This window comes from Streptomyces sp. PTY087I2 (genome assembly GCF_001687325.1).
Lineage (GTDB): Bacteria > Actinomycetota > Actinomycetes > Streptomycetales > Streptomycetaceae > Streptomyces.
In genome coordinates this window covers 46,903-73,444 of record NZ_LZRD01000031.1, presented here as the reverse complement: position 1 = coordinate 73,444, position 26,542 = coordinate 46,903, and the positions used below count along the sequence as shown (strand labels likewise).

The 26,542-nt window shown below is 73.6% G+C and carries 19 protein-coding genes and 1 tRNA gene; 6 read left to right on the top strand and 14 right to left on the bottom strand.

Translation table 11 applies throughout. From position 1 onward, the window contains the following. The first annotated feature begins 12 nt into the window (after positions 1-12). The 3 genes from A3Q37_RS29415 to A3Q37_RS29405 are packed head-to-tail and all read left to right on the top strand — an operon-like array spanning position 13 to position 7,209. Positions 13-3,336, top strand: coding sequence for an FtsX-like permease family protein (locus A3Q37_RS29415; RefSeq protein ID WP_065489073.1), 3,324 nt, complete (start codon positions 13-15; stop codon positions 3,334-3,336). A gap of 1 nt (position 3,337) precedes the next feature. Continuing rightward, a complete protein-coding gene (locus tag A3Q37_RS29410) occupies positions 3,338-6,196 on the top strand; it encodes a hypothetical protein (protein ID WP_065489071.1) in 2,859 nt (952 codons plus the stop codon). After that, positions 6,193-7,209: an ABC transporter ATP-binding protein gene (locus A3Q37_RS29405; RefSeq protein ID WP_065489069.1), complete on the top strand. Its 1,017-nt coding sequence runs from the start codon at positions 6,193-6,195 to the stop codon at positions 7,207-7,209. The genes A3Q37_RS29410 and A3Q37_RS29405 overlap by 4 nt, the downstream gene beginning before the upstream one ends. A gap of 105 nt (positions 7,210-7,314) precedes the next feature. Here the strand turns inward: A3Q37_RS29405 and A3Q37_RS29400 are convergent, their stop codons facing one another. The 7 genes from A3Q37_RS29400 to A3Q37_RS29370 form a co-directional block, all read right to left on the bottom strand. Beyond that, positions 7,315-8,046, bottom strand: coding sequence for a hypothetical protein (locus tag A3Q37_RS29400; RefSeq protein ID WP_065489067.1), 732 nt, complete (start codon positions 8,044-8,046; stop codon positions 7,315-7,317). Continuing rightward, positions 8,043-8,465 carry a thioesterase family protein gene (locus A3Q37_RS29395; RefSeq protein WP_006124496.1) on the bottom strand — a complete coding sequence of 141 codons (423 nt, stop codon included), beginning with the start codon at positions 8,463-8,465 and terminating at the stop codon, positions 8,043-8,045. The genes A3Q37_RS29400 and A3Q37_RS29395 overlap by 4 nt, the downstream gene beginning before the upstream one ends. A 5-nt stretch (positions 8,466-8,470) precedes the next feature. Beyond that, a complete protein-coding gene (ettA, locus tag A3Q37_RS29390; protein ID WP_079134174.1) occupies positions 8,471-10,135 on the bottom strand; it encodes an energy-dependent translational throttle protein EttA in 1,665 nt (554 codons plus the stop codon). 125 nt (positions 10,136-10,260) lie between these two features. Then, positions 10,261-11,754, bottom strand: a complete 1,494-nt coding sequence (locus A3Q37_RS29385; RefSeq protein ID WP_065489065.1) for a Cys-Gln thioester bond-forming surface protein — start codon at positions 11,752-11,754, stop codon at positions 10,261-10,263. A gap of 198 nt (positions 11,755-11,952) precedes the next feature. Further along, entirely contained in the window at positions 11,953-12,414 is a 462-nt protein-coding gene (locus A3Q37_RS29380) for a single-stranded DNA-binding protein (RefSeq protein ID WP_065489064.1), read from the bottom strand. Between the two features lie 116 nt (positions 12,415-12,530). Further along, complete coding sequence (locus tag A3Q37_RS29375; RefSeq protein WP_065489059.1) at positions 12,531-14,432, bottom strand: YfjP family GTPase; 1,902 nt, start codon at positions 14,430-14,432, stop codon at positions 12,531-12,533. Then, positions 14,429-16,072 (bottom strand): ATP-binding protein, encoded by a 1,644-nt coding sequence (locus A3Q37_RS29370; RefSeq protein WP_065489057.1) that lies wholly within the window; start codon positions 16,070-16,072, stop codon positions 14,429-14,431. The genes A3Q37_RS29375 and A3Q37_RS29370 overlap by 4 nt, the downstream gene beginning before the upstream one ends. 306 nt (positions 16,073-16,378) lie before the next feature. Between A3Q37_RS29370 and A3Q37_RS29365 the strand changes: the two genes are divergently transcribed. Continuing rightward, a tRNA-Arg gene (locus tag A3Q37_RS29365) sits at positions 16,379-16,451 on the top strand. A 111-nt stretch (positions 16,452-16,562) separates the two neighbouring features. Here the strand turns inward: A3Q37_RS29365 and A3Q37_RS29360 are convergent. The 4 genes from A3Q37_RS29360 to A3Q37_RS29345 all read right to left on the bottom strand — a co-directional run bounded on the left by A3Q37_RS29360 (position 16,563) and on the right by A3Q37_RS29345 (position 20,319). Then, positions 16,563-17,321, bottom strand: coding sequence for an ABC transporter permease subunit (locus A3Q37_RS29360; protein WP_065489055.1), 759 nt, complete (start codon positions 17,319-17,321; stop codon positions 16,563-16,565). Continuing rightward, on the bottom strand, positions 17,318-18,277 hold the full coding sequence (locus A3Q37_RS29355) for an ABC transporter ATP-binding protein (protein ID WP_065489053.1): 960 nt from the start codon (positions 18,275-18,277) through the stop codon (positions 17,318-17,320). The genes A3Q37_RS29360 and A3Q37_RS29355 overlap by 4 nt, the downstream gene beginning before the upstream one ends. Before the next feature lie 82 nt (positions 18,278-18,359). Next, entirely contained in the window at positions 18,360-19,028 is a 669-nt protein-coding gene (locus A3Q37_RS29350; RefSeq protein ID WP_065489051.1) for a response regulator transcription factor, read from the bottom strand. A gap of 43 nt (positions 19,029-19,071) precedes the next feature. Continuing rightward, the gene (locus A3Q37_RS29345; protein ID WP_107471610.1) at positions 19,072-20,319 is read right to left on the bottom strand and encodes a sensor histidine kinase; all 1,248 of its coding nucleotides are present in this window, start codon (positions 20,317-20,319) and stop codon (positions 19,072-19,074) included. Between the two features lie 349 nt (positions 20,320-20,668). Here A3Q37_RS29345 and A3Q37_RS29340 point away from each other — a divergent pair, with 349 nt between their 5' ends. Beyond that, positions 20,669-21,544, top strand: coding sequence for a peptidoglycan-binding protein (locus A3Q37_RS29340; RefSeq protein WP_065489048.1), 876 nt, complete (start codon positions 20,669-20,671; stop codon positions 21,542-21,544). A gap of 121 nt (positions 21,545-21,665) precedes the next feature. On the opposite strand, the gene A3Q37_RS29335 is transcribed toward A3Q37_RS29340, so the two are convergent. Beyond that, a complete protein-coding gene (locus tag A3Q37_RS29335; RefSeq protein WP_065489047.1) occupies positions 21,666-23,135 on the bottom strand; it encodes an FG-GAP-like repeat-containing protein in 1,470 nt (489 codons plus the stop codon). A 263-nt stretch (positions 23,136-23,398) separates the two neighbouring features. Between A3Q37_RS29335 and A3Q37_RS29330 the strand changes: the two genes are divergently transcribed. Continuing rightward, a complete protein-coding gene (locus A3Q37_RS29330) occupies positions 23,399-23,965 on the top strand; it encodes a GNAT family N-acetyltransferase (protein WP_065489045.1) in 567 nt (188 codons plus the stop codon). Between the two features lie 3 nt (positions 23,966-23,968). On the opposite strand, the gene A3Q37_RS29325 is transcribed toward A3Q37_RS29330, so the two are convergent. Both A3Q37_RS29325 and A3Q37_RS29320 read right to left on the bottom strand, forming a co-directional pair. Further along, positions 23,969-24,436 (bottom strand): DUF1772 domain-containing protein, encoded by a 468-nt coding sequence (locus A3Q37_RS29325; protein ID WP_065489036.1) that lies wholly within the window; start codon positions 24,434-24,436, stop codon positions 23,969-23,971. A 388-nt stretch (positions 24,437-24,824) separates the two neighbouring features. Continuing rightward, entirely contained in the window at positions 24,825-26,408 is a 1,584-nt protein-coding gene (locus A3Q37_RS29320; protein WP_107471609.1) for a von Willebrand factor type A domain-containing protein, read from the bottom strand. Positions 26,409-26,542: the final 134 nt, after the last annotated feature.

The following is a 26,542-nucleotide window of genomic DNA, read 5'->3' as shown; positions in this document are numbered from 1 at the left end:
CTGGGGGATCAGGTGACGGGTTTCGTCCTTCTGCGGGTGCGGGCTCATCGCCTGCTGCTCTCCGCGGCCGTCCTCGCCGTCCTGCTGACCACCTCCGTCCTGGCCGCGCTCACCGCATTTTCCGGTTCCGTGGGCGACGCGGCCCTGCGTCACACGCTCACGCACCGGTCGGCCGCGTCCGCCGCTCTCGTCGTGTCCGCTTCGGTGGGCCACGAGCAGCGCGCGGAGGCCGACGAGGCCGTCCGCAAGGCCGCCCGCGACGCCTTCGACGGGCTGCCCGTGACCGTGGGCAAGCTGGAGAGTTCGGGGTCGTACGCGCTACCGCGGAGCCTCCAGGACCCGGCCGCCCGGCGCGGCGAACCGGACCTCACCCACTTCTCCGCCCTCGATCCCGACCGGGTGCGGATCACCGAGGGCAAGGCGCCCGCCGCCTCCGACGGCAAAGGGCCCGTACAGGTCGCGCTGCCCGCTGTCGCCGCCGAGGCGCTGAAGCTGGAGCCGGGCGCGCGGCTCACCGTCACCGACCGGCTGCACGACGACCGGAAGCAGCGGGTCCTGGTCACCGGCGTCTACGAGGCCGCCGACCGGTCCGACCCGTACTGGCAGTTGGACCCGCTCGGCGGGCGCGGGGTGCGCAAGCTCGCCTTCACGACGTACGGCCCGCTGCTCACCGCCCCCTCGGTCCTCGCCTCGGGCGCACTCGCCGGCGGGCAGACGTCCTGGCTGGCGGCCGCCGACTTCGCCACGCTGACCACCGGCTCCATGGAGGGGCTGCGGGACGCGTCTGCGGGCGCGCCGAAGGCGCTGACCGCCGCACCGGTGTTCACGTCCGGTGTCACCGCGCGCATGCCGCTGCCGACCGTGCTGGACCAGCTCGACCGGGCGCTGCTGGTCTCCCGTTCCACGCTGATGATCGTCGCGGTGCAGCTGGTGCTGCTCGCCGCGTACGCCCTGCTGCTCGTGGCCCGGCTGCTGAACAGCGAGCGGGACGGCGAGCGTGAACTGCTGCGGGCCCGGGGCGGTTCGCGGGGCCGGATCACCTCGTTCGCCGCGATCGAGGCGCTGCTGCTGGCGGTGCCCGCCGCGGTGGCCGCCCCGCTGCTCGCGGGGCCGCTGACCGGGCTGCTGGCCGAGCGCGGCGCCCTGTCCCGGATCGGTCTGGAGGTCGGCGCGGCGTCGACCGGGACCGTGTGGCTGGTCTCCGCGGCCGTCGCGCTGGCCTGCGCCCTGGCGGTGGTGGCCCCGTCGCTGACGGCCGGGGCGGGCGGGCGCCGGACCCGGGCCGCTTCGCTGCCGGGACCGGTGCGGGCGGGCGCGGACCTCGGGCTGCTGCTGATCGCGGCGGTGGCGTACTGGCAGCTGGACCGGCAGGCCGGCGGCGGGGCGCTCACCGGCGACCGGGCGGGCAACCTCGGGATCGACCCCCTGCTGGTCACCGCCCCCGCCCTCGCGCTGCTCGCCGGAACGGTCCTCACGCTGCGGCTGCTGCCGCCCGCCGCGAGGCTCGCGGAACGGCGTGCGGCCAAGGGCCGGGGGCTGCCCGCGGCCCTGGCGGGCTGGCAGTTCAGCCGCCGCCCGTTGCGCGGCGCGGGCCCGGTGCTGCTGCTGGTCCTGTCGGTCGCGATGGGCATGCTGGCGATCGGGCAGAGCGCGTCGTGGAACCGTTCGCAGTCCGACCAGGCGGACTTCGGCTCCGGCGCCTCGGTCCGGCTGGTGGGCGGGCACGGCGGCGGCCCGGCGACGGCCGGGATGTACAGCGGCCTGGACGGGGTACGGAAGGCGGCCCCCGCCCACCGGACGACGGTGGAGGCCTCCGGAGGGCGTACGGCCGAGATCCTCGCCCTGGACACCGCCCATGCGGACGAGGGGATGCTGATGCGCTCCGACCTCGCCGGCGGAAGCCCGCGCCGGGTGTTCGACACCATCGCCCCCGAGCGGGCCGGGCGCCCCGGGCTCGTCCTCCCGAAGGACAGCACCCGGCTGAAGATGGACCTGCGGATCACCCCGGTGTCGCCGAAGCGTTCCGTCGGCGACACCGGCGGATCGCCGCCGGTGGTCACCGTGCTCCTGGAGGACCGCTACGGCCTCCCCTACCGGTTCCTGGCCGGCCCGGTGCCCGTGGACGGCCGCCCGGTCCCGGTGTCGTTCCCGGTGTCGACGGCGGGCGGTCTGGCCGTGACCGGCATCGAGGTGGACGACGAACCGCCGTTCGGCCGGGCGGAGACGCGCCGGATCTCGGTGAGCGACGTACGCGTGGTCACGGACTCCGGTTCCGAAGACCCCGAAGGCTCCGAACCCTCTGGAGGCACGGAACGCCCGGTGCCGGTTTCCGGTTCGGTGCGCTGGGACGCGTCGATGGCACTCGTCGACCGCGGTGACAGCCACCCCGGCAAACCCCCGGTGCGCAACGGCACATCGGGTCTGCCGGACTTCACGTACGACACCGGGGTGGGCGACGAGAGTGTCTGGGACCAGACCACCAGCACCCTGCGGATCACCGCCGCCCGGCCGAAGGCCGCACCCCTCAAGGCGGTCGCGACGGACGCCTATCTGAAGAGCGCGAACGCGAAGCTGGGCGACGAGATCGACCTCACCCTGGCCGGGAACACCGTCCGGGTGACCCTGGCGGATTCGGTGCGCCGACTGCCGACCACCGGGGCCGCCGAGCTGTCCGGCGCCGCCGACCCGGCGCAGAGCGGCGGCGCGCTGCTGCTGGACCTCAGGGCGGTCACCGAGGTCCTGTCCCAGCGGGCGACGGCCACCATCGAGGCGACCGAGTGGTGGCTGAGTGCCGCGCCCGGCGACGCCCCGAAGGTCGCCGCCGCCCTGCGCGCGCTGCCGGACACCGACCCGGCGCAGGTGCTGGTCCGGGCCGAGGCCGCCCAGCAGCTGGTGGACGATCCGCTGGGCGCGGGTCCGCAGTCGGCGCTGCCGGCCGTCGCGGTGGTCGCCGCCGCGCTGGCGGCGGTCGGCTTCGCGGTCAGCGCCTCGGGGTCCCGGCGTGAACGGGCGGCGGAGCTCGGCGTGTTGCGGGCGCTCGGCGCCCCGCGCCGCCAGCTGGCCCGGATGATCGCCGCCGAACAGGGCGTGCTGATCGCTCTCGCCCTGCTGATCGGGCTCGGCATCGGCACGGTGCTGACCCGGGCGGTCGTCCCGCTCATCGTCCTGACCGGGCAGGCGGACCGGCCCGTTCCGTCGGTGCTGGTCGAGCTGCCCGCCGGGCAGGTCGCCACGCTGCTGGCCGGGGTCGCCGCCCTGCCGCTCGTGATCGTCGCGACGATGGCGCTGCGCCGCGGGGATCCGGCGGTCACACTGCGCCACCAGGGGGACCACTGACATGAGTGACGGCAAGCGGGCGGCGAGCGCCCCCTGGATACGGACCCGGCTGCGTACCGCGCCCGGCGCGGCGGTGGCCCTGGCGGTGCTGGTGCTGGTGACGGCGTTCCTCGCGGCGGCGTTCCCGCGGGCCGTGGACGCGTACGAGACGAAGGGGCTGCGCCACGACATCCGGCGGGCCGACGCGGGGCGCAGCACTGTGGAGGTCGCCCGCCCGCAGCCCGGTCTCGAACTGCCGCAGGAACAGCGGGAGGCCGAGGCGCGGAGCCCGGAGCTGACGCGGGTCGGCAAGGCGCTGCTGAAGGCCCTGCCCGCACCGCTGCGCGCCGACACCTCGTCGCTCGCGTACGGCGTGCGCACCACGAAGCCGGTCGTCGCGAACGAGCCCTGGCTGCCGCGGCCCGAGGCGAAGCCGCCACGGCTCACGTATGCGGCGCAGTCGGGGCTGAAGAACCACGCGACGCTGTCCTCGGGCACCTGGCCTGCGACGCCGGGCGGGGTGACGGCGGACTCCCGTGCGGTGCAGGGCGCGGTCACCGAGGAGACGGCGGCCGAGCTGAAGGTGAAGGTCGGCGCTACTGTCGCGCTGCCCACCGCGACCCAGGAACCCATCACGGTGACGATCACCGGCATCGTGGCTCCGCGTGATCCGCAGGGCAGCTATTGGTCCACCGATCCGTTGCTGCGCAGCCCGTCGCTGGTCCCGGACCCCACGGACCCTTTCCCGGTGCACTTCTGGACCGGTACCGTCCTGCTGGCGGAGGACGCCGGTCCGGTGCTCCTGAGCACGGCCGCCGAGCCTGTCCTCTTCTGGCGGATCCCGCCCGACCCGGCAGGGCTGACCGGCCCCGACGGCGCCCGGCTGACGTCCGCCATCGCCTCGCTGGAGAGCGGCCCCGGGCTGCTGAAGGTGCGGGAGATCGCCGGGGACACGGCGGCGGTCCTCACCGGGCTCGGGCACATCGTGCAGGCCAACGCGCGGATGCGCGACGCGATCAGCCCCGTGATCGCGGTCGCCGCCCTCGGCATCGGCTCGGTGGCGGCCGTCGTCCTGGTGATGACGGGCGCCCTGATCGCCGCCCGCCGCAAGGCCGAACTGGCCCTGATGCGCTCGCGCGGCGGCTCGCTGCGCGGCATCGGCGGCAGGCTGCTCGCGGAGACCGCGGTGACGGTCCTGCCCGCGAGCGCGCTCGGCCTGCTCCTCGCGGTCCTGGCCGTGGGCGAGGGCCGCTGGTGGCCGGCGGCGCTGGCGGCGACCGGTGTCGGGCTCCTCGTCTGCGTCGCGCTGCCCCTGCGGACGACGCTCCAGCACATCCGGCCCGCCCTGCACGGCGCCCGCGAGGACATGGTGAGCGCCAAGCCCTCGCGTCGGCGGACCGTCGCCGAACTGACCCTGCTGGTGCTGGCGGTCGGCGCGGTGACGGCGCTGCGCCGTCGCGGTACGTCCGAGGGCGGCACCGATCTGCTGGTCAGCGGCGCACCCGTGCTGGTCGCGCTGATCGCGGCGCTGGTGCTGGTGCGGCTCTATCCGCTGCCCCTGCGGCTCGCCGCGCGTCCCATGGCCCGGCTGCGCGGGGCGATCGGCTTCCTGTCGCTGGCCCGCGCCGGACGTTCCTCGGCGGGCGGGGCGCTGCCGCTGCTGGCCCTGCTGCTGGCGCTGGCCACGGCGGCGTTCGGCGGCTCGGTGATCGCCGGGATCGGGGACGCGCGGGACGACGCGGCGCTGGCGGCCGTCGGCGCGGACGCCCGGGTCAGCGGCAAGAGCGAGCGGGCGACGCTGCCGGACGAGGTGGTCCGCGCGGTGGGCGGCCTGGACGGGGTACGGAGCGCGGCGCCGCTGCGGATCGAGTTCGGCGTGACCATGCCGGAGACGGCGGCCGGTGGCGGCGGTGCGGACGGCAGCGGTACGGATACGGGGTCGGGCGCGGACTCCGGTGGCGGCGACGCGGCCGGGGCGAGGGCCACGACCATGGTGGGCGTCGACCCGGCCTCGTACACCCGGCTGGCCCGTACGACCGGGCTGCCGGACTTCCCGAGCGGTCTGCTGAAGGCCGCCGGCCCCTCGGCACCGCTGCCCGAGGGCGCGAAGTCCGTACCGGAGCGGGTGCTGCCGGTCATCGCCTCCCCGGCGGTGGCGGCCCGGCTGGGCAAGGAACAGCACGCGGTCGACACACTCTCCGGGAACTTCAAGGTCCAGGTGGTGGGGACCGTCGAGCGGGTGGCCTCGCTCGCCTCCACGAACTTCCTGATCGTCAACTCCGCCTCCCTGGAGGAGCGGGCGCCCACCACGCTGCTGCTCACCGGCGCCCCCGACCCGGGGAAGCTGCGCGCGGCGGCCGACGGGAACGGCAAGGAGTTCGTCGTACAGCTGCGGTCCGAGGAGCGCGCGCGGTATGTGAACACCCCGATGCAGGCGGGGGCCGAGCGGATCTATCTGGCGGCCGTCGCGGCGGGCGCCGGATACGCGCTGCTGGCGGTTCTGCTGTCGCTGCTCCAGACCGCGCCCGAGCGCAAGACCCTGCTGGCGCGGCTGCGGACGATGGGGCTCACCACCGGGCAGGGCAGACGGCTGCTGGCCTTCGAGGCGACACCGCAGGCGCTGCTGGCGGCGGGCGGCGGCCTGTTCACCGGCTGGGCGACCATCGTCCTGCTCTCCCCCGGCATCGATCTGGTGCCACTCGCGCTCGCGGGCGTCGCCGGATCGGACACGAGCCCCGTCACGCTGCGCGCCGACCTCTGGTCGCTGACGCTCCCGGCCGCCGGGGTCGTAGCCCTCGCCGCCGCGGTCGCGGGCGTCCAGGCGTGGTGGACGAGCCGCCGCGGATCGATCACCGAACTCAGGGCAGGAGACTCCCGATGACCTCGTCCACCTCCACGTCCAGCGGGACGGCAGGCACGGCCGGTACCACCGAGACGACCCTCGCGGAGCTGGAGCGGCGGGCCGCGGCACGCCGGGACCGCCCCTCCTACGGGCACGACGCGCTGATCGCCTGCGACCGGGTGGTGCGGATCTTCACCACGGACGGGGTGGAGGTGCAGGCCCTCCAGGGGCTGGATCTGCTGGTCACCGAGGGCGAGTTGATGGCCCTGGTGGGGGCGTCGGGCAGCGGCAAGTCCACGCTGATGAACATCCTGGCCGGGCTGGACGTGCCGACGGCGGGCTCGGCGAAGGTCGCGGGGTGCGATCTGCTGTCGATGGGCCCGAAGGAACGGCTGCGCTACCGGCGGGACGTGGTCGGGTTCGTCTGGCAGCAGACCGCCCGCAATCTGCTCCCGTATCTGACCGCGATCCAGAACATCACCCTGCCCATGCAGCTGCGCGGCGGCGGGGGCAAGCGCGAACGGGCGGCGCGCGCCGAGTCGTTGCTCACCATGCTCGACATCGCGGACTGCCGCGACCGGCGGCCCCAGCAGCTGTCCGGCGGGCAGCAGCAGCGGGTGGCGATCGCGGTGGCGCTGGCCAACAACCCGTCCGTGCTGCTGGCGGACGAGCCGACCGGCGAGCTGGACTCGGCCACCGGGGAGCAGGTCTTCGCCGCGTTCCGGCGCGCCAACGAGGAGCTGGGCACCTCGATCGTGATCGTCACCCATGACCAGGCGGTCGCGAACGAGGTGCGGCGTACGGTCGCCATCCGCGACGGCCGTACGTCCTCCGAGGTGCTGCGCCGCACGGAGGTGGACGCGACGACGGGCCAGGAGTCGCAGGTGGCCCGGGAGTACGCGATGCTCGACCGGGCGGGCCGGCTCCAGCTGCCCGCGGACTATACGCAGACGCTGGGCATGGAGCACCGGGTGCTGCTGGAGCTGGAGCAGGACCACATCGGCGTCTGGCCGGACGCGCACGGGGCGTCGGAGGACGGCCCGGAGAAGTAGCGGGGCTGGCCGACGGGGGTCCAGCGGGTCCGGGCCGATGGGCCCGAGGCCGACGACGGGTACGGCTGCCTCAGCGCGCCCGCCCGTCGGCAGCGCCCTGCTGCCTCAGCCGCGCCCCACCGACAGGCTGAGCCCGCCGGGCCCGCCCAGGCCGCCGGCCGGGTCGCGGCGCAGCGCGATCGAGCCGAAGGGGGTCCGCAGCCGGAGCCAGCCGCCCGCGCCGCCGGTCGCGAGCAGCGAGACGGGGAAGCCGGGGTCGGGGCGGAGGAAGCCGAGGGACTGGGCGGCGTGCACGGCGCGCAGGGGCAGGTCCGTGGTGCCGACCGGCCGGGACCAGATCTCGCGGCCGATCCGGTCGCGCTCGGCGCGGGTGCGCGACTCCTCGGGCAGCGCCTCGTCCCGCGTACGGAATTCGGCGACGGCCTCGTCGAGGGCGGCGCGCAGGGCGTCGGGTCCTGGCAGTCCCGTCTGCTCCTGCCAGGGCCCCCGGGGCGGCAGGACGCCGGTCCAGGGCGGCCCGGTGACGGGAGCGGGCAGCGCGCCGCCCCGCTCCCCCGGGCCCTCGCCGACACCCTCCCCGGAGACGTCGAGGGACTCCAGCAGCTCGCCGGCCGACACCGTGACGTCGAGCGTCTCGGGGCGGGCCAGGCGGGCGGTGCGGATGGCGAGGACTTCGAAGGAGGGCGGGCGGCCGAACACGGCCAGCGCGTCGCCGCCGCCCGCCTGCAACCGGACCGCGGCGGCCCGGTCGTAGTGGAGCAGCCGGCCGAGGAAGGCGGCGAGATCCGCCGCCTCCCTCGGGTCGGCGAACAGCAGCGACTGCACGGGCACGGTCATGCCGCGGCGGGCTCCTCTGCCAGGTACTGCTGGAGGAAGAGCTTCTCCTCGGCGGAGATCCGCCGGGGCCGCTCCGCCGCCAGGTCGTACGGCACGACGACGGTCGATGCGCGTACGTACACCTGGTCGTCGTCCTTGATCTCATAGGCGATCGTCAGGGACGCGGCGCCTATCTTCGTGACCCACGACTCGACGGTCACCGGCTCGTGCCGGTGGACCAGCGGCCGTACGTAGTCGATCTCGTGCCGGGCCACGACGGACCCGCCCGAGAACGACGGGGAACCGTCCCCGGGCGCCAGCCGGAACATGAAGTCGATGCGCGCCTCCTCCAGGTAGCGGAGGAAGACCACGTTGTTGACGTGACCGAAGGCGTCCATGTCCGACCAGCGCAGGGGGCAGCTGTAGAGGTGACGGGCCAAGACGATCAGCCTCGCGTGAGCTTCTTGTACGTGGCACGGTGCGGGCGGGCCGCGTCCGGGCCGAGGCGGTCGATCTTGTTCTTCTCGTACGACTCGAAGTTGCCCTCGAACCAGTACCACTTGGAGTCACCCTCGTAGGCGAGGATGTGCGTGGCGACGCGGTCCAGGAACCAGCGGTCGTGGGAGATGACCACGGCCGCACCGGGGAACTCCAGCAGCGCGTTCTCGAGCGAGGACAGGGTCTCCACGTCGAGGTCGTTGGTGGGCTCGTCGAGGAGCAGCAGGTTGCCGCCCTCCTTGAGCGTCAGCGCCAGGTTGAGGCGGTTGCGCTCACCACCGGAGAGGACGCCGGCCGGCTTCTGCTGGTCCGGGCCCTTGAAGCCGAACGCGGAGACGTAGGCGCGGGACGGCATCTCGACCTGGCCGACGTTGATGTAGTCCAGCTCGTCCGAGACGACGGCCCAGAGGGTCTTCTTCGGGTCGATGTTGGCGCGGGACTGGTCGACGTAGGAGATCTTGACCGTGTCGCCGATCTTGACCGATCCGCTGTCGGGGGTCTCCAGGCCCTGGATCATCTTGAACAGCGTGGTCTTGCCCGCGCCGTTCGGACCGATGACGCCGACGATGCCGTTACGGGGCAGCGTGAACGACAGGTCGTCGATGAGGACCTTGTCGCCGAAGGCCTTCGAGAGGTTCTCGACCTCGACGACGATGGACCCGAGGCGGGGGCCCGGCGGGATCTGGATCTCCTCGAAGTCCAGCTTCCGCATCTTGTCGGCCTCGGCCGCCATCTCCTCGTACCGGGCGAGACGGGCCTTGGACTTGGTCTGGCGCCCCTTGGCGTTCGACCGCACCCACTCCAGCTCCTCCTTGAGGCGCTTCTGGCGCTTCTCGTCCTTGCGGCCCTCGACCTTGAGGCGGGCGGCCTTCTTGTCGAGGTAGGTGGAGTAGTTGCCCTCGTAGGGGATCGCGCGGCCGCGGTCGAGTTCGAGGATCCACTCGGCGACGTTGTTGAGGAAGTACCGGTCGTGGGTGACGGCGACGACGGCACCCGCGTACTTCGAGAGGTGCTGCTCCAGCCAGTTCACCGACTCGGCGTCCAGGTGGTTGGTGGGCTCGTCGAGGAGGAGCAGGTCCGGGGCCTCGATGAGGAGCTTGCAGAGCGCCACGCGGCGCTTCTCGCCACCGGAGAGGTTGGTGACCGGCCAGTCGCCGGGCGGGCAGCCCAGGGCGTCCATGGCCTGCTCCAGCTGGGCGTCCAGGTCCCACGCGTTGGCGTGGTCCAGGTCCTCCTGGAGCTTGCCCATCTCCTCCATCAGCGCGTCGGAGTAGTCGGTCGCCATGAGCTCGGCGACCTCGTTGAAGCGCTTGAGCTTGCCCATGATCTCGGCGGCGCCGTCCTGGACGTTCTCCAGGACCGTCTTCGACTCGTCGAGCTTGGGCTCCTGCATGAGGATGCCGACGGTGAAGCCGGGCGACAGGAACGCGTCACCGTTGGACGGCTGCTCCAGGCCCGCCATGATCTTCAGCACCGTGGACTTACCGGCGCCGTTGGGGCCCACGACACCGATCTTCGCACCGGGCAGGAAGTTCAAGGTGACGTCATCAAGGATCACCTTGTCGCCGTGCGCCTTGCGCGTCTTGCGCATGGTGTAGATGAACTCAGCCAAGAGAAACCGTCCGGCAGCAATAGAGGTGTGGGCAGATACACCCATCTTGCCTGACACCCGCCCCCGGACGGAAACCCGTCCACCCACCGGCACAGGAGCGCCGGTCACCTCGTGCGGGCGGGTGCTCACTCACCGTCGGTGTGGGGCTTCTTCCGGCGGAGGGCGAAGACCGCGCCGCCGCCCACGACGAGCAGTCCGATGGCGACGGCGGCGAGCATCGGGGTGGCGCTGGAGCCGCCCGTGGCGGCGAGGTCGCCCTCCAGGCCCGAGGAGGTGGAGCCGGTCGTGGCCGGGACGGACTGCTCGGCGCTCCGCGTGACGACGTCGTTGCCCGCGCCGCCCGCCTCCCGGCTCTCCTGCTCCAGGACGCTGCCGCTGGTGGCGCAGTCCAGCACCCCGGTGAAGGTGCGGCTGAACCCGGCGGGTCCGATGATGGTGAAGTCGTACGCCTGGTCCTCGGCGACGGGGACGGTGACCGTGCCGGTCTCCCCGGCGGCGACGGTGTGCTCCGTGCCGGCCAGCTCGAAGGTGAACGGCTCGTCGCCCCGGTTGACGGCCGTGACGTCCACGCCGCCCTTCGCGCAGTTCTTGCGGGCGGTCACCGCCGGGGCGGCGCCGGTCTCGGCCCAGGTGGCGGTCGCCCGGGCGGAGACCGTGGACTCGCTGGAACCGGCCAGGATCTGGGTCTGGGTGCGGCCCGTCCCCACGAAGGCCCGGCCGACCGGCACGGAGGTGGTGGCCTGGACCGTCAGCGACGCGGTGCCGTCGGCGGTGTCCTTCGGCACGGCGAAGTAGAGCCGGTCCCCGTCGGACGCCTCGGTGACCAGGGCTCCCTTCTTGTCGGTGACCCGGACGCCGCTGGCCGCCGCGTCCACCGGGGGCGACACCGAGACCTGGCCCGCGGCGGTGCGGACGGTCACGGGACCGATCGGTTCCCCGGCCCGGCCGGAGACGGCGGCCGGTTCCAGGGTCAGCGAGGCCCGCGGCTCCTTCGCCGGGCGCGCGCTGCGCTGGAGCCAGTCGGCGAGCTTCTCCGCCTGCTTGTCCGACGCGGTGACGTCGGCGTTGTCCGAGTAGCGCCAGATGGCGACCTGGGTCCCGGCGGCGGCGGTCCGCTCCGTCAGCGGACCGGTGCCGGCCGCCTCGGCGAGCGCGGCCAGGTCGTCGACCTGCGGGTAGGAGTGCTGAAGGATCCAGCGGATCTTCCCCGCGTTCCGGTTGGCGCCGAGCGAGGTCTCGGCCCAGGGGGTCTCCAGGTACTTCGCCTGGTCCTGGGTGGGGTTGTGGAGGTCGATGCAGTAGGTCTTGAGCTTGCCGCCGCCGTCCACGGTCATCTCGAAGAGTCCGGCGGGCAGTTCCTGGGCCCGGTCGGGCGCGCCGTTCTCCCCCGCGATGCGGAGCACGGCGCTGTCGAAGGTCTTCAGTCCGTCGAGCACGGCGGCCGCGCCGCCCTGGTGGCGTCCCGGGTCGTCGGCCGCCGCCGGTCCGGCGCCGACGAGCGCGGCGGCCGCGACGAGACCGGAGACCAGCAGCGCGGCGACCGGGCGGAGGATCCCGCGGCCGCGGTCCGCTCCTGTCGTGCCGGACGACGCAGCGGACGCTGAAGGCGCAGAAAACACAGAATTCCCCTCCGGGCGAGGCCCTCGCGCATGGTGCGCGTGTGGGGAATGCCTCGCCAGCAGACCCAAGTGACCCGTGAGCACTGGGAATCCTAAAGAACGGGCGGAGGCCGGTCCCCCGTACCGCCCTTCGCCAACCATTCCGAATCGGAATCGTTATCGCGGGATGCCACCCGAACACGCCGCCGAACCGTCTTTTCAGGACACTGCGGCCATTGCGCCGACCTCTTCCCGTTCTTTCGGCGACTCCTGTGTGTCGCCGTCCGTGATGCGCTCCGGACGCTCCGTCAGAACGGGTTCCATCCTGGGCGCCCGGCGGAAGGCGGCCGTCCCCCGGCTCAGGTCGTGGCCGACGGCGACGGCCTCGACATCGACGAACGTCCGCCGCTGACCGGCCTGTTCCTCCTCGCGGACCTTCAACCGGCCGTGCACGACGAGGGGTTCCCCGACCGAAACGGAACCGGCGAGATTCGCGGCGAGCGTCCGCCAGGACCAGACGGTGTAGAAGCTGGTGCGGCCGTCGGCCCAGAGCTGTTTCTCGCGGTCCCAGCGGCGCGGAGTGACGGCGAAACGGAATCGCGCCATTCCTCCGGTGGCCGTCTCCCGGAAGTCCACCGCCGTCGCCGCGTTACCCACCAGGGTCACCAAGGTCTCGTTCATTTTTTCCGCCCCCGCTTTCCTTGTCTTCCGCGTCGCACCGCGCGTACCTCGTCGTACGGCGGTGTGTACGGACTCCATGGTGGGGGCCGGAAGGAAATCGCGTCGGGGCCTGTGGACTACCGGCCGGTTGTGGAAAACTCCGTCACCGTCACGTACCGCTCGCGCACTTCCCGGTAGCGCACCAGCTCGGCCGCGACCGGGTCGAGGACCCTGGCCCGGCCGCAGCCGGCCGCCGCCTCGCGCAGCCGCCGCTCGGCGTCCTGCCCGTACCGTCTGGCCGGTCCCCGGATGGCCGCCGCGCAGGCCCACTCGACCAGCGGGCCGCCGACGACGCCGGCCAGCATGATGAGCGCGGGGGTGACGAGCCCCGGCTCCAGGACGCCGATGATCTGGCCGGCCAGCCACAGCCCGCCGAAGATCTGGAGGAGTGTCATCGACGCCTGGGCCAGCACCGCGGCGGGCCACCACTTCGGCCGGGGCGGCTTGGGCGGCCGCCCGCCGCCGAGCGGTGTGCCACCGAGCGATGCGCCCCCGACCGGTGCGCCGCCGAGCGATGCACCACCGACCGCGCCCCGCCCCGTCTCCGTACCGCCGCCGCCCCGCTTGGAAGCGCCCGGGGCCCCCGCCTTGACCGCCAGTTCGTCCAGCGCCTCGGGCAGCCCCTGCGCCCCGGTGAACGCGGCCTCCCGCACCGCCTGTGCCCAGGGTCCGGGCAGCCCGTCGGCGGCGTCGTCCGCGACGATCCGCACCGCCTGCTCGACCCGCTGCCGGGCCGTCAGCTCCTCCTCGGGCGGGGTGAGCGCCTGGCCCATCCGGTCCAGGCTGCCGGGCAGGCCCCGGTTCTCGTACCAGCGCCAGAGCCGCAGCCACGGCGTCCCGCAGGCCCGGCTCGCGTTGCGGCGCCACTCCCGCTCGGCGGCCTGCCCGGCGGCCGCCGCGCCGACGGCCTCGGCCAGCCGGTCGGTGAACTCCTCGCGGGCCCGCTCGCCGAGACCGGGCCGCCCATTGGCCACGTACACCGGGCGCAGCCGGGCCGCCGCCGCGTCGATGTCGGCGGAGAGGCGGCGGGTGGCGGCGGTGCGGTCGGAGACGAACCGGCCGATCATCTCGCGGAGTTCGGGGACCCCGTCGCCGGTGAGCGCGGACAGGGACATGACGGTGGCGCCGGGTTCGCCGTGCTCGCCGAGCGCGATGCCGTCCTCGTCGAGGAGGCGACGGAGGTCGTCCAGGACCAGGTCGGCGGCCTCGCCGGGCAGCCGGTCGGTCTGGTTGAGGACGACGAAGGTGACCTCCGCGTGTCCGGCGAGGGGGCGCAGATAGCGTTCGTGGAGGGCGGCGTCGGCGTACTTCTCCGGGTCGACGACCCAGATCACCGCGTCGACCAGGGCCAGCACCCGGTCCACCTGGTCGCGGTGTTCGGTGGCCGCCGAGTCGTGGTCGGGCAGATCGACGAGGACGAGCCCCTGGAGCGCTTCGTCGAACGCGGCGGGGCCCGGGTGGGGCCTGCGGCGCAGCCGTCCGGGGACGGCGAGGCGGTCCAGCAGCCCGGCGGCCCCGTCGGTCCAGCTGCACGCGATGGGCTGGGAGGTGGTGGGCCGGCGCAGCCCGGTGTCGGAGATCGGGGCGCCGGCGAGCGCGTTGAACAGGGTCGACTTCCCGCTGCCGGTGGCTCCCGCGATGGCGATGACCGTGTGCCGGGAGGAGAGCCGCTGCCTGGCCGCCGCCTCGTCCAGCACGCGGCCCGCCTCGGCGAGGGTGTCCCGGTCGAGCCGGGCGCGGGAGAGCCCGACGAGTTCGCGCAGGGCGTCGAGCCGGGTGGGCAGCGGTCCGTCGGCGGGGGCGTACGCCTCGACCTGCGGCTCCGCGTCGTCCCCGGCGGGCGCGGGCGGCGCGGTTTCCCCGGCCTCCCGGGCCTCGGCCGCCGCCGCACGCCGGGCGATGAGCCCGTCGTCCCAGCGCCCGTCCGGCTTCCCCGCGTTGTCGCCCTTGCCGTGGTCCTCGTCCGTGACGGCAGTCATCGCTGCCACCTCTCCTTCTGTAGTACGGAAAGCGCGGCGATCAGTTCGGCCTGGGGTTCTGGGGCGACGTCGAGCGCGTCGAGCGGGGCGAGGCGGCGTTCGCGTTCGCCGCCGAGGATCTGGTCCAGGGAGGCCGTCAGCTGTGCGCCGCCCTTGTCGCGGAGGCGCAGCGCGCCCTGGGCGCCGATGCGTTCGGCGAGCTGCTCCCCCGCCGTACGGGCGCGCCGCCCGCCGAGCAGGGCGGCCGCGAGGAGGGCGGCGACGCTCTCGGGGGCGGGTGCCACGCTGCGGTCGAGCTGGCGCACCTCCTCCTCGGCCAGTTCCTCCAGGACCCGGCGCCACCGGCGTACGGCGACGGCGATCCGCCCTTCGACGTCCTCGGCGGGACCCCAGCCCCCGGCCTCCCGCCCGGCGTCCTCGAACCGGAACAGGGCCCCGGCGGGTTCGCGGCGCCAGTGGGTGCAGATCTGTTCGTCGGCGGCGGAGACCGAGCACTGGAGCAGGGCCACCAGGCTGTCGACGAGGGCTTCGAGAAGTTCCTCGGGCGAGCTGTAGAGGGGGTAGCCGCGCCACCGGGTCCGCGCGTCCCCGGAGAGCACCGCCCCGTTCTTCAGCCGCCGGCGGATCCGGGTGGCCTCCTTGCCGTACGCCTCGTCGACCGCCGCGGTGAGCCGTACGGATGCGGCGTACTGGGCGGCGACGGCGGAGGCCAGGGCGGGCATCCGTACGTTGAGCGACTCGATGACGCCGGACGCGGTACGCCCCACCGCCTGCTGCCGGGCGGCGGGGTCCTGGGCCCGGTGGGCGAGCCAGGCGCGCAGCGGGGCGACGGCGCTGGTGGGGAGCAGTCCGCTGCCGCCGCCGGTGGACTCGGGCAGTTCGGGGATGGTGAACCGGGGTACGTCCCCGAGTCCGGACCGGGTCAGCAGGGCCGCGTACTGCCGGGACACCTCGGCGATGACCTGGTGGGGCACCCGGTCGAGGACGGTGACGAGGGCGGCGTCGTACTCCTTCGCGGTACGCAGCAGATGCCAGGGCACGGCGTCGGCGTAGCGCGAGGCGGTGGTGACCATGACCCAGACGTCGGCGGCGCAGATGAGTTCGGCGGCGAGGACACGGTTGCGGACGACGAGCGAGTCGATGTCGGGGGCGTCCAGGATGGCGAGCCCGCGCGGCAGGCTGACGGCGGTCTCCACCCGCAGAGCACCCTCGCCGTCCCCTCCGCGCGCGGCGAGGTCGTCAAGACCGTCCGGGTCGGGCGTCTGCCCCGGCGGCAGCCAGATCCGGGTGAGCTGCGGCAGCACCCGTACGCCCGCGAACCAGTGGTGGTCGTCCGGGTGGCAGACCAGCACCGGGGTCCGGGTGGTGGGCCGCAGCACCCCGGCCTCGCTGACCCGGCACCCCACCAGCGAGTTGACCAGGGTGGACTTCCCGGCCCCGGTGGATCCGCCGATCACGGCGAGCAGCGGCGCCTCGGGGTCCTTGAGACGTGGCAGGAGGTAGTCGTCGAGCTGGGCGAGGAGTTCGACCCTGGTCTGCCGGGCGCGTTCGGCCCCCGGCAGGGGCAGTGGGAGACGCACGGCGGCGACACGGTCGCGCAGGGCGGAAAGTGCGTCGATGAGCTGAGGCCGTACGTCCATGGTCACCACATGCGAAGAATGCCCAATTTTGGAGCCTTTTTGAAGCGTATAGACCCCTCTGCGCGGCGGTTCCACCCTCTGGACAGAGTCAGGACAGAGGGGACGAGTGGGGCAGGGGCATAACGAGTGCACAACACCCGGCGCGCAGTGAGCGAAAAGCGCTGCGGGAATCGCACCCACCTGCGATTATCGGTTCGCTTCACCGAACCTCCACATCGTGCCACGCAGGTGAAGCAACCGGGTCCAGGGGATCGGAGCCCTATCCTTGTCCCGGCACGGCCACGGAACCACCGATCAGGACTCCCGGCCCCCGTAGCTCAGTGGATAGAGCAGGCGCCTTCTAAGCGCTTGGCCGCAGGTTCGAGTCCTGCCGGGGGCGCACCGACCGCACGACCGTGAGGCCCTCCGCGCAGGAGGGCCTTTCGTCGGTCAGGGGGACGTTAGCGGGCCCGGCGTCATGGCGGCGTAAGCGACGGGGCCCCGGGCCTCTCTACACATCCCGCCGCCGGAGCAGCACCAGCGCCCCGAGCGTCAGCGCCGTCGTGTATCCGGCCACCAGGAGCAGGGAGGGCCAGGGGCCCAGGCTGCCCACCGTGTCGGCGGCGGCGTCCGAGGTCTGGGTGAGCTTCTCCAGGGCGGCCGTCGGGGAGAGACCGGCGATCCAGCGTTCCGCGTCGCCGAAGAGCGGGCCGAACAGGGACGGCAGGAGCAGCAGGCCGATCGCCGTGGTGACCGCCCCGGCGGAGTGGCGGATCAGGGTGCCGACGGCGAGGCCCAGCACGGCGGCCACCGCGAAAGACGCGGCGATCCCGAACAGGGCGGGCAGCGGCTCGCCCTGGGCGTACCGGCCCTCGGGCAGGAGGGCGTCCCCGACGAGGTAGGCGAGCGTGCAGGAGGCCAGGGCGAGGACGTACATCACGCCCGCCACCAGTGCGGCCTTGGCGGCGAGGACCGTGGAGCGGCGGGGGCGGGCCGCGAACGTCGTCCGGATGGTGCCGCTGCTGTACTCCCCCGTCACCACCAGCGCGCCCACCACCGCCGCCAGCATCTGGGCGACGACGGAGAGGGTGAGGCTGCCGCCCAGGACCGTGTCGTCGGACTGGAGGCTTCCGGTCGTGGCGACGAACACCGCGCCCAGAACGGGGAGTGCGGCGGTCGCCACCGTCGTCCACACCGTGGAGCGGACACTGCGGAACTTGATCCACTCGTAAGCCAGGGCCTGGGCCCCGGGAGCGGCTGTCGTCGTCATCGGACTGTCTCCTTCCGGCTGGGCGCGGCGGGACGGTCCTCGGTGGATCGGTCCTCGGTGCGGTACTCCACCGAGGATTGCGAGAGCGCCGTGTAGACCTCCTCCAAGGAGGAGTGGGCGGGGGTGAGTTCATGGACGGCGACGCCGTGGTCGCGGGCCAGGTCGCCGATGGCGGCGGCGTCCGGCCCTTCGACCCGCCAGCCGCCCATGGGTTCCAGGCGGACCTGCGCCCCCGCCGTCTCCAGCAGGGCCCGGAGCTTCTCCGGTTCGGGGGACCGTACGAGCGTGTGCGCGCGGGAGTTGGTCTCGATGAAGTCGCGCATGGTCGTGTCGGCGAGGAGCCGGCCCTGTCCGATCACGACGATGTGGTCGGCCGTCAGCTCCATCTCGCTCATGAGGTGGCTGGAGAGGAAGACCGTGCGGCCCTCCGCAGCCAGCGACCGCATCAGTCCCCGGATCCAGCGGATGCCCTCGGTGTCGAGGCCGTTGACCGGTTCGTCGAGGATCAGCACCTCCGGGTCGCCGATCAGCGCCGCCGCGATCCCGAGCCGCTGGCCCATGCCGAGCGAGAAGCCCTTGGTGCGCCGACGGGCCGTCTCCTCGGGCAGCCCGACCAGGTCGAGGACCTCCTCGACACGGCGGCGCGGGATGCCGTTGCTCGCGGCGAGTCCGGCCAGGTGGTGGTAGGCGGAGCGGCCGCCGTGGACGCCCTTGGCGTCGAGCAGCGAGCCGACCGCCCGCAGCGGTACGGGCAGGTCCGTGTAGGCCTTCCCGCCCACGGTGACCCGTCCCGCGCTCGCGGAGTCCAGGCCGAGGATCAGGCGCATGGTGGTCGATTTGCCGGCGCCGTTCGGGCCGAGGAAGCCGGTCACCCGGCCGGGCCGGACGGTGAACGACAGCCGGTCCACGGCGGTCCGTGCGCCGTAGCGTTTGGTGAGTTCCGTTGCTTCGATCATGCGGCCGACGCTACGAGCGGGGGCCCGACCGCGAATCCTCCGGCGGGAGCCGGTCCCTACTCCCGCCGGAGTAGGGACCGCTTCAGCCTTCGCCTGCTCTGACCAGGCCCGTTTCGTACGCCATCACCACCAGCTGCGCCCGGTCGCGGGCGCCCAGCTTGGTCATGGTCCGGCTGACATGGGTCTTCGCGGTCAGCGGGCTCATGATCAGCGCCCGGCCGATCTCCTCGTTGGACAGCCCGGCGGCGACGAGCGCCATCACCTCGCGCTCCCGGCCGGTCAGCACGGCGAGCCGTTCGGCGCCCGCCGCCTCGGGGGCCTTCAGCCGGGCGAACTCCTCGATCACCTGGCGGGTGACGGCGGGGGCGAGCAGGCTGCGGCCCGCCGCGACCGTGCGGATCGCGGAGCGCAGGTCGTCCGGTTCGATGTCCTTGAGCAGAAAGCCCGCGGCGCCGTGGCGCAGCGCCTCGAAGACGTACGCGTCGACCTGGTACGTGGTGAGCATGACCACCCGGACCTGGTCGAGCGAGCGGTCCTCGGCGATCCGGCGGGTGGCCTCCAGGCCGTCGACACCGGGCATCCGGATGTCCATCAGGACGACGTCCGGGCGGGTCGTCCGGACCGTCTCGACGGCCCGGGCCCCGTCGGCCGCCTCCGCGACGACGACCAGGTCGTCGGTGAGGTCGAGGAGGGCGCGGAATCCGGCCCGTACGACGGTCTGGTCGTCGGCGAGGACCACACGGACGGTCATGGCCCACTCCGTCCGTCGGTCATCGGGCCGCTTCCTCCGTCGGTCATGGGGACGCTCCTTCCGTCGGTGGTCCGGCTTCCGTCGGCGGACCGGCTTCCGTCGGTGGACCGGCTTCCGTCGGTGGACCGGCTTCCGTCGGCAGTTCGGCGCGGACGCGGAATCCGCCGCCCGGCACCGGGCCGTGACGGACGTCGCCGCCCACCGCGACCGCCCGCTCCCGCATGCCGATCAGGCCGAAACCCCGCTCCGAGTCCGAGGCGGCGGGCAGGCGCGCCGGTGGGCCCTCGTCGACCACCTCGACGGTCAGCCGGCCGTCGTCGCAGGTCACCGACACGGCCGCGTGCCGCGCCGCGGAGTGCTTCACCACGTTGGTCAGCGCCTCCTGCACGATCCGGTACGCCGTGGCCTCGACGACCGCGGGAAGCGGGGCGTCCCGGGTGTCCCGCCGCAGGCTGACCCGTACGCCGCCCGCCTCGACCCCCGCGACCAGTTCCGCCAGCTGGTCGAGGCGGGGCGCCGGGGCCGTGGACTCCGCCGCGCGCAGCACCGACAGCGTGGCGCGCAGCTCCCGTACGGCCTCCTTGCCCGAAGCCCGAACCTGGGTCATCGCCTGCCGCGACACCTCCGGCGCGGCGTCCAGCGCGTCGAGCGCCACACCGGCCTGCACGGTCATCGCGCTCACCGTGTGCGCGAGGATGTCGTGGATCTCCCGGGCGACCCGCACCCGCTCCTGGCGGACCCGGCGGTCGGCCTCCCGTTCGCGGTCCTCCTCGGCCCGGGCGGCGCGCGCCGCGTACTCCGCGAGCAGCTCCCGGCGGGTCCGCACGACCTCGCCCAGGAGCAGCGGGACGAGCGGCCAGACCATCTCCAGGACGGGCAGCCCCTGCGGGTTGACCACGTCCCGGCCGACCTTCAGCGCCACCAGGCCGGAGACAGTCGCCGCGATCGCCCCGGTCCACAGGGTGCGCCGGCGGTCCCCCAGCACCGCGACCGTGTACAGCGCCACGATCACCGGGAGGTTCAGCAGCTCGCCGATGTGCCCGTGCAGCGCCCACCCGGCGCAGGCCGCCCCGGTCACGCAGACCACCGGAACGGGCCAACGGCGGCGTACGACGAGCGCCGCCAGCGAGACCACGAGGAGGGCCCAGGTCAGCGCGTCGGCCTGCCGGTAGCCGGGCTCGTTGACGGCCGCGTCGGCGGTGGTGAACGCCCCCACCACCGCCACCACCAGCAGATCCGCGACGATCGGCGGCAGCGCCCGCACCCCGGCGGCCAGGCGGTCCAAGGTCATCACCCCCTCACGGTAGGAGGCGGAGCGTCCGGCCGCATACGCCCGCGGGAGTAGGCGGTACGTCCGATGTCCACGACCTTCGGGCAGGAGTTCGGACATACCCGGACGGGAGTTCGGGGTGCGGTGAAACCTTCCGCCCGGCGGGACGTTCGTGAGGGCGTAGGAGCGGGCAAATCGATCAGGTGGGCTCCGAAAGGCGGAATCCCCTCCCGCAGGACCGGCCCCCCGCCCCACCCCGTCACCCGGCGGGCATCCGCGACTCCGTGCCGCCGCCCGTCCACCCCGGTCCCGCCGCCCGCACACCGAAGCGCCCGCGTGAACCACGCACCATCAGGGAAAGGAGCGCCGCATGGCGACGCCGCTGTCCGCCGACAAGCTGCTCAAAGCCCTCCGCGACGAAGGCCTCCACGTCGTCGAGCACCGGAGCTGGCGTACCAACAACCGGAACCACAAGGGTCCCTGGGGCCCGACGCACGGGGTGATGATCCATCACACCGTCACCTCGGGCACCGCGTCCTCCGTCGAGCTCTGCTACAACGGCCACTCCGCCCTGCCCGGACCGCTCTGCCACGGGGTCATCGCCAAGGACGGAACCGTCCACCTCGTGGGGAACGGGCGGGCGAACCACGCCGGGCTCGGCGACGACGACGTCCTGCGCGCCGTCATCGCGGAGAAGGCGCTGCCGCCGGACAACGAGGCCAACACCGACGGCAACCGGCATTTCTACGGCTTCGAGTGCGTCAACCTCGGTGACGGGAAGGATCCCTGGCCGGCCGCCCAGCTGCTGGCGATCGAGCGGGCCGCCGCCGCCGTCTGCCGGGCGCACGGCTGGTCGCAGCGCTCCGTGATCGGGCATCTGGAATGGCAGCCGGGCAAGGTCGATCCGCGCGGCTTCACGATGAACTCGATGCGTACGCGGATCGGCAAGCGGCTGGGCGGTGCCCCGGACGGCCCCTCCAAGCCGCCGCCGAAGCCGACGTACGAGCCGTTCCCGGGGGCCGCGTTCTTCAAGGTCGGCCGGAACAGCCCTGTCATCACGGCGATGGGCAAGCGGCTGGTCGCCGAGGGCTGCGGGCGGTACACGGTGGGTCCGGGACCGGCCTGGTCCGATGCCGACCGGAATTCGTACGCCGCGTGGCAGCGCAAGCTGGGCTACACGGGCGCCGACGCCGACGGCATTCCCGGGAAGAGCAGTTGGGACCGGCTCAAGGTGCCCAACGTGTGACACCGGGAGGGCGGCCCGGCTCGCGCTCTCCGGAAGCTCCGGAAGCTCCGGAAGCTCCGGAAGCTCCGGAAGCTCCGGAAAAGCGTGTGCCGGGCAGCCGTACGAGGTGAGCCGTCTGCCGTCAGCGGTTGAAGCTGCTGCCCAGTCCCGCCTTCGTCGCCACCGTGCCCAGCGTCCCGTGCCCGAAGCTGAACGAGCCCTTGGCCGCCAGGCCGGAGGCGGTGGCCGGGAACACCCACAGGGAGCCCTCGCCCGCGTTCTCGCCCGGGGCGCCCACGGCCAGTTCGGTGCGGCCGTCGCCGTTCAGGTCGCGCAGGGACACCGCGCCGCCGAAACGGTCGTCCTTCTCCACGGCCCCGACGACATCCGGGGTGCCCTGGTTGAAGCCGTAACTGCCCTTGCCCGTGGGGCCGGTGGCGGTACCGGGGAGGACGACCATGCCGCCCGCGTCCGCGACCGTGCCCAGGTCCTCGCCGGGGACGCCCACCGCGATCTCGCCGTAGCCGTCGCCGTCGGTGTCCCCGATCGCCACGGACGCGCCGAAGCCGTCGCTGGGCTCGGCCGCGCCCGGAACGCCGGGCGAGTCCTGGTTGAGGACGACGGCCTCGGTGCCCTGCGGTCCGCTCGCGCCGCCCGGTACGTAGGTGAGCATCCCGCCCTTGGAGAGCGGCAGGTCCAGGTCGCTGTCGTACCCGTCGACGGCGCGCCCGACGGCGAGGTCGGCGTACCGGTCGTTGTTCACATGGCCGACGGCGATGTGCTCGCCGCCCTCCAGCCGGTAGCCGTCCTCACCCCTGACCACGGTGAGCTCGGCGCCGAGGCCGTCCGGGCCGCCGAGGCCGATCTCGATGCGCCGCTCGTCGTACTCGTCACCGCTGTTGGAGACGGCGGCGAGGTCGTCGCGCCCGTCCCCGTTCAGGTCGCCCGCCGCCAGGTCGAGGTAGCGGTGGTCGTAGCGGTTGGGGACCTCCGTGGTCCCGGCGGCGGCGCCGTCGCGGGTGAACGGTCCGGTGAGCGCGTACAGGTCGGCGTAGCCCGCCCCGGCGATGTCCGGTGCGCCGTCGCCGTTGAAGTCGCCGACGGCGAGCTGCCGGCCCATGCCCTCGTACTCCTGTCCGGTCAGCAGGGTCGCCCCGCCCGCCGGACCGTTGGGCCCGCCCCACAGGACGGTGATGTCGCCCGCTCCTGCGGCCGGGCCGATCTTCTCGCCGGGGGATCCGACGATCAGGTCCGCGTAGCCGTCCCGGTCGAGGTCGGCGGAGGCGACGGCGCCACCGAAGGCGTCACCGGCCTCCGGGGTGCCGGGCACGCCCGCCGAGGCCTGGGTGAACACCCGCTTCGCGGAGTCCTTGATTCCGTTACGGGAGCCGTAGGCCACGCCGACGTACCCGGCGCCCTTGAACCCCTTGACGGTCGCTCCGGGCGCGGCGAACGCCAGGTCCGGATAGCCGTCGCCGTTGAAGTCGGCGCGGGGGCCGTGGGGGTCGGGGGCGGGGGCCGGTGCGGCGTGGGCGGCGGCGGGCAGGGCGACGACTGCGGTGGCGAGGGTGAGGGCCAGGACCACACCGGTACCGAGTGCTCGGGATGTCACGGGGACTCCTTCTGCTGGAACGTTCGCCGCGGCGGTGGTGACGGGCCGACAGCCGGAAAGCGCTGTCCGTCCGTCGCCGCGGCGTGCTTGGCTGACACGGAATCGGGGGGGGGATCGAGTGGCCGCTCGTACCCGTTCAGACAGGCCCAGCGGGCGAAGGGTTGTGCCGGGTACGGCAGTTGGCGTGCCCGCCGCCCCCTAGGGTTTGCCCGCGGCACCGGTGAACTGCCGATGGTCCGCGATGAGAGCCGAGGGACGGTGTGATGACGACCGAGCTACGAACGGTGCAGGCCGGCGAGGTGATGCGGTACGCCGATGGCATCCGTGACGTGTACGCGAGCGCCTTCGCGGCCCCGCCCTGGAACGAGGATCCGGCGGAGGCCGGCGTCTACGCGGAACGGCTCGCCCGGGACGCGCTCCGGCCCGGGTTCACGGCGACGGTGGCGACGGCCGGAGGGACGGTAACCGGTTTCGCCACGGCCTGGATCACGCCGGAGGTCTTTCCGGCGGACCGGAGCTACGGGCAGGTCGCCGAAGCGCTGGGGGCGGAGCGTACGGGGGCGTGGTTGTGCGGGGCGCTGGAGGTGAACGAGCTGGCGGTGGCCCCGGAGGCGCACGGCGCGGGGCTGGGCGCGGCGCTGCTGGACGCGGTGACGGGGGCGGCCCCGGGCGGCCGTTGCTGGCTGCTGACCTCCGTACGGGCCGAGGCGGCTCTGCGCCTGTACGAGCGGACCGGCTGGCGGCGGGTCGACGCCCCCGTGCCGGGCAAGGCCGCCCTGGTGGTGCTGCTCGGGCCGCGCCATCCGGGGCGGGCCGAGGCGGGCGGGTGACTCCTACAGCGCGACCGCCAGCAGGGCGCACGCCACCAGGTTGAACGCCGTACGCACCTGGTGGAGGGTGTTCCACCGGGACTCGAAGGCCGCGCGCGCCGCGCTGTCGTCGCCGCCCTCGGAGGCGGCGAGGGCGTTGTTGAGCGGGATGTTGCCGGCGATGGTCACCAGGTGGCTGATGACCACGCAGATCAGCGCTCCCAGAACGGCCGGCCCCTCGGTCTCGCTGTGCTCGCCGAGGCCGGTGAAGAACGCGGCGGCGGGAAGCGCGACGACCCCGACGAACAGGACGAGGAAGATCGGCCCGGGGACCTTCTCGTTGAAACGGCGCATGGCCGCCGTGAACTGTTCGTCCGTCAGCTCGGCCAGGCCGGGCATGATCGCGATCAGGAAGGTCAGCATGAAGCCCGCGTAGAGGCCGTTGACGATCACCGAGAGCAGCAGGAACAGGGAGGTCATGGCGGACATCATGACCTGTAGCCGTCACCTGTACCTGCCTTTTCCCGAATGGGCGTACGAGTTGGGGTGGGCCGGGGGGCGGGGGCGGGCCGAGCCGGGGCCGAGCCGGACGGACCAGGAGCGAGCCGAGCCGAGCCGGAGCAGACCCGGCCGAGCCGGGGCGGACCCGGGCCGAGCCCGAGCCGGGGCCGGGGCCGGGGCCGGGGCCGAGCCGGGACGGGCTGGGAGCGAGCCGAGCCGGAGCGGACCGGGCCGAGCCGGAGCAAACCCGACCGAGCCGAACGGACCCGGGCCGAGCCAGGCGGACCGGGCCGGGCCGAGCCGAGGCCATCAGCGAGGCCGCCCAGCCCTCGCCAGGCGCCCCTGCCTCCAGCCCCCCGCCCTCTCCCCCGCTACCCCCTCACCCGATCTCCCCCTCGCTCGGTTCCGGCGCGCCGCCCGTGCCCGTTCCGCGCTTCAGCCGGTCCGCCTGGCCGATGGCCGTGGCCAGCTTCTCCACCGCGCTGTCCTCGGTGGACTCCGCCAGCCCCGATGCCCGGGAGGCGAGTTCGGCGAGGGCGGGTGCGCCGGGCAGGTCGCCTCCGCGCAGGCGGTCGGCGAAGTAGGCGGCCACGGCCGCGACCTGGAGCCGGTCGTTCTCGCCGCCCCACAGGGTTCCGTTCAGCGCCCCGGTCGTGGCGGTTCCGCTCTCCTCCCGGGCCTTGCGGGTCTTGGGGTCGAGCCAGCGCACCGTCGCCTTGGCCACCGTGCCGGACGCGCCCTCGCGCAGCCGTACGGCGTACAGAGCGGTCACGGTGTGGCCGGGGCCGACCTCGCCGCCGTCGACGCTGTCGTTGCGGAAGTCCTCGTCGGCGACCTTGCGGTTCTCGTAGCCGATCAGCCGGAACTGCTGCACGTTCTTCCGGTCGAACGCCACCTGGGCCTTGGCGTCGCGGGCCCGGATCTCCAGGTGGGCGGGCAGCTGGTCGACCAAGACCTTGCGGGCCTGGGTCTCGTCACCGACGTACGTGGTGTTGCCGTCGCCCTTGTTGGTGAGCTGCTCCATGAACGCGTCGCCGTAGTCGCTGCCGACACCGACGCCGAAGAGCGTGATGCCGTACTCGCGACGAGCCGAGTCGATCTTCTTCAGGATGCCCTCGGCCTCGGTGTCTCCGGTGTTGGCGAGGGCGTCGGAGAGGAGCACCACGCGGTTGGTGGCGCCTTCGCGGTGGCCCTTGACCGACTCCTCGTAGCCGAGGGTGATACCCGCCTCGACGTTGGTGGACTGGGCCGGCCGCATCTCCCCCACCGCGCCCTTGATCCGGTTCCGGTTGCCCTTGACACGGGTCATCGGCAGCCGGGTCTCGGCCTCGTTGCTGAAGGTGACCAGGGAGAGGGAGTCGTCGTCGCGCAGTTCGTCGGTGAGGATGTTCAGGGACTTCCTGACCAGGTCAAGCCTGCCGGTCTCGGCCATGGACCCCGAGATGTCGACGACGAACGTGAGAGCTGCGGGCGGCCGTTCGGCGGTGGGCGGCGCGGCCTTCGTGGCCAGGCCGACCCGCAGCAGCGACCAGTCGGAGGCTCCGGTTCCGCCGCCCGCGCCCTGCCCGGAGTTGATGCGCGCCCCGTCGACGTTGACCGAGAAACCGTTGCCCTCGGGCCGTTCGTACCCCTGGCGGAAGCTGTTGACGAACTCCTCGGGGCGTACGTCCTCGGCGGCGGGCAGCCTGCCGTCGCCGAGGGTGCGGCGCGCGTAGCCGTAGCTGGCGGTGTCCACGTCCAGGGCGAAGGTGGAGCGGTAGTCGGGCTCGGCCCGGCCCTCCCGCACCCGGTCCGCCTCGCTCTCCCGACTGCCCCGGCCGGGCGCCGGCGCGTCGGGAGCGGGGTGACCGCCGCCGGACACCCCTGGGGCATGGCTCCCCGAGGATTTCCGGTCGGCGGTGGCCCCGTCGCTTCCGCCGCCGCACGCGGTGAGCAGCATCCCGCCCGCCAGCAGGAGCGCCATCGCCCCGGCCCGCTTCCCCGTGCCACCACGTCGAACCAGCTGACTCATTCGTAACCCCCCACGTCGTCACGGTGTCCTCGACACCTGTGAATGTGACGTACGGGGCCGCCGACCGGAGTCGACGAAAGCGTTGC

Bases quoted from the DNA above. Each gene is read 5' to 3' on its own strand.
- A3Q37_RS29410 (WP_065489071.1), top strand. From the start codon at position 3,338: ATGAGTGACGGCAAGCGGGCGGCGAGCGCCCCCTGGATACGGACCCGG.
- A3Q37_RS29405 (WP_065489069.1), top strand. From the start codon at position 6,193: ATGACCTCGTCCACCTCCACGTCCAGCGGGACGGCAGGCACGGCCGGT.
- A3Q37_RS29400 (WP_065489067.1), bottom strand. From the start codon at position 8,046: ATGACCGTGCCCGTGCAGTCGCTGCTGTTCGCCGACCCGAGGGAGGCG.
- A3Q37_RS29380 (WP_065489064.1), bottom strand. From the start codon at position 12,414: ATGAACGAGACCTTGGTGACCCTGGTGGGTAACGCGGCGACGGCGGTG.
- A3Q37_RS29375 (WP_065489059.1), bottom strand. From the start codon at position 14,432: ATGACTGCCGTCACGGACGAGGACCACGGCAAGGGCGACAACGCGGGG.
- A3Q37_RS29370 (WP_065489057.1), bottom strand. From the start codon at position 16,072: ATGGACGTACGGCCTCAGCTCATCGACGCACTTTCCGCCCTGCGCGAC.
- A3Q37_RS29360 (WP_065489055.1), bottom strand. From the start codon at position 17,321: ATGACGACGACAGCCGCTCCCGGGGCCCAGGCCCTGGCTTACGAGTGG.
- A3Q37_RS29355 (WP_065489053.1), bottom strand. From the start codon at position 18,277: ATGATCGAAGCAACGGAACTCACCAAACGCTACGGCGCACGGACCGCC.
- A3Q37_RS29350 (WP_065489051.1), bottom strand. From the start codon at position 19,028: ATGACCGTCCGTGTGGTCCTCGCCGACGACCAGACCGTCGTACGGGCC.
- A3Q37_RS29345 (WP_107471610.1), bottom strand. From the start codon at position 20,319: ATGACCTTGGACCGCCTGGCCGCCGGGGTGCGGGCGCTGCCGCCGATC.
- A3Q37_RS29340 (WP_065489048.1), top strand. From the start codon at position 20,669: ATGGCGACGCCGCTGTCCGCCGACAAGCTGCTCAAAGCCCTCCGCGAC.
- A3Q37_RS29330 (WP_065489045.1), top strand. From the start codon at position 23,399: ATGACGACCGAGCTACGAACGGTGCAGGCCGGCGAGGTGATGCGGTAC.
- A3Q37_RS29325 (WP_065489036.1), bottom strand. From the start codon at position 24,436: ATGATGTCCGCCATGACCTCCCTGTTCCTGCTGCTCTCGGTGATCGTC.
- A3Q37_RS29320 (WP_107471609.1), bottom strand. From the start codon at position 26,408: ATGGCGCTCCTGCTGGCGGGCGGGATGCTGCTCACCGCGTGCGGCGGC.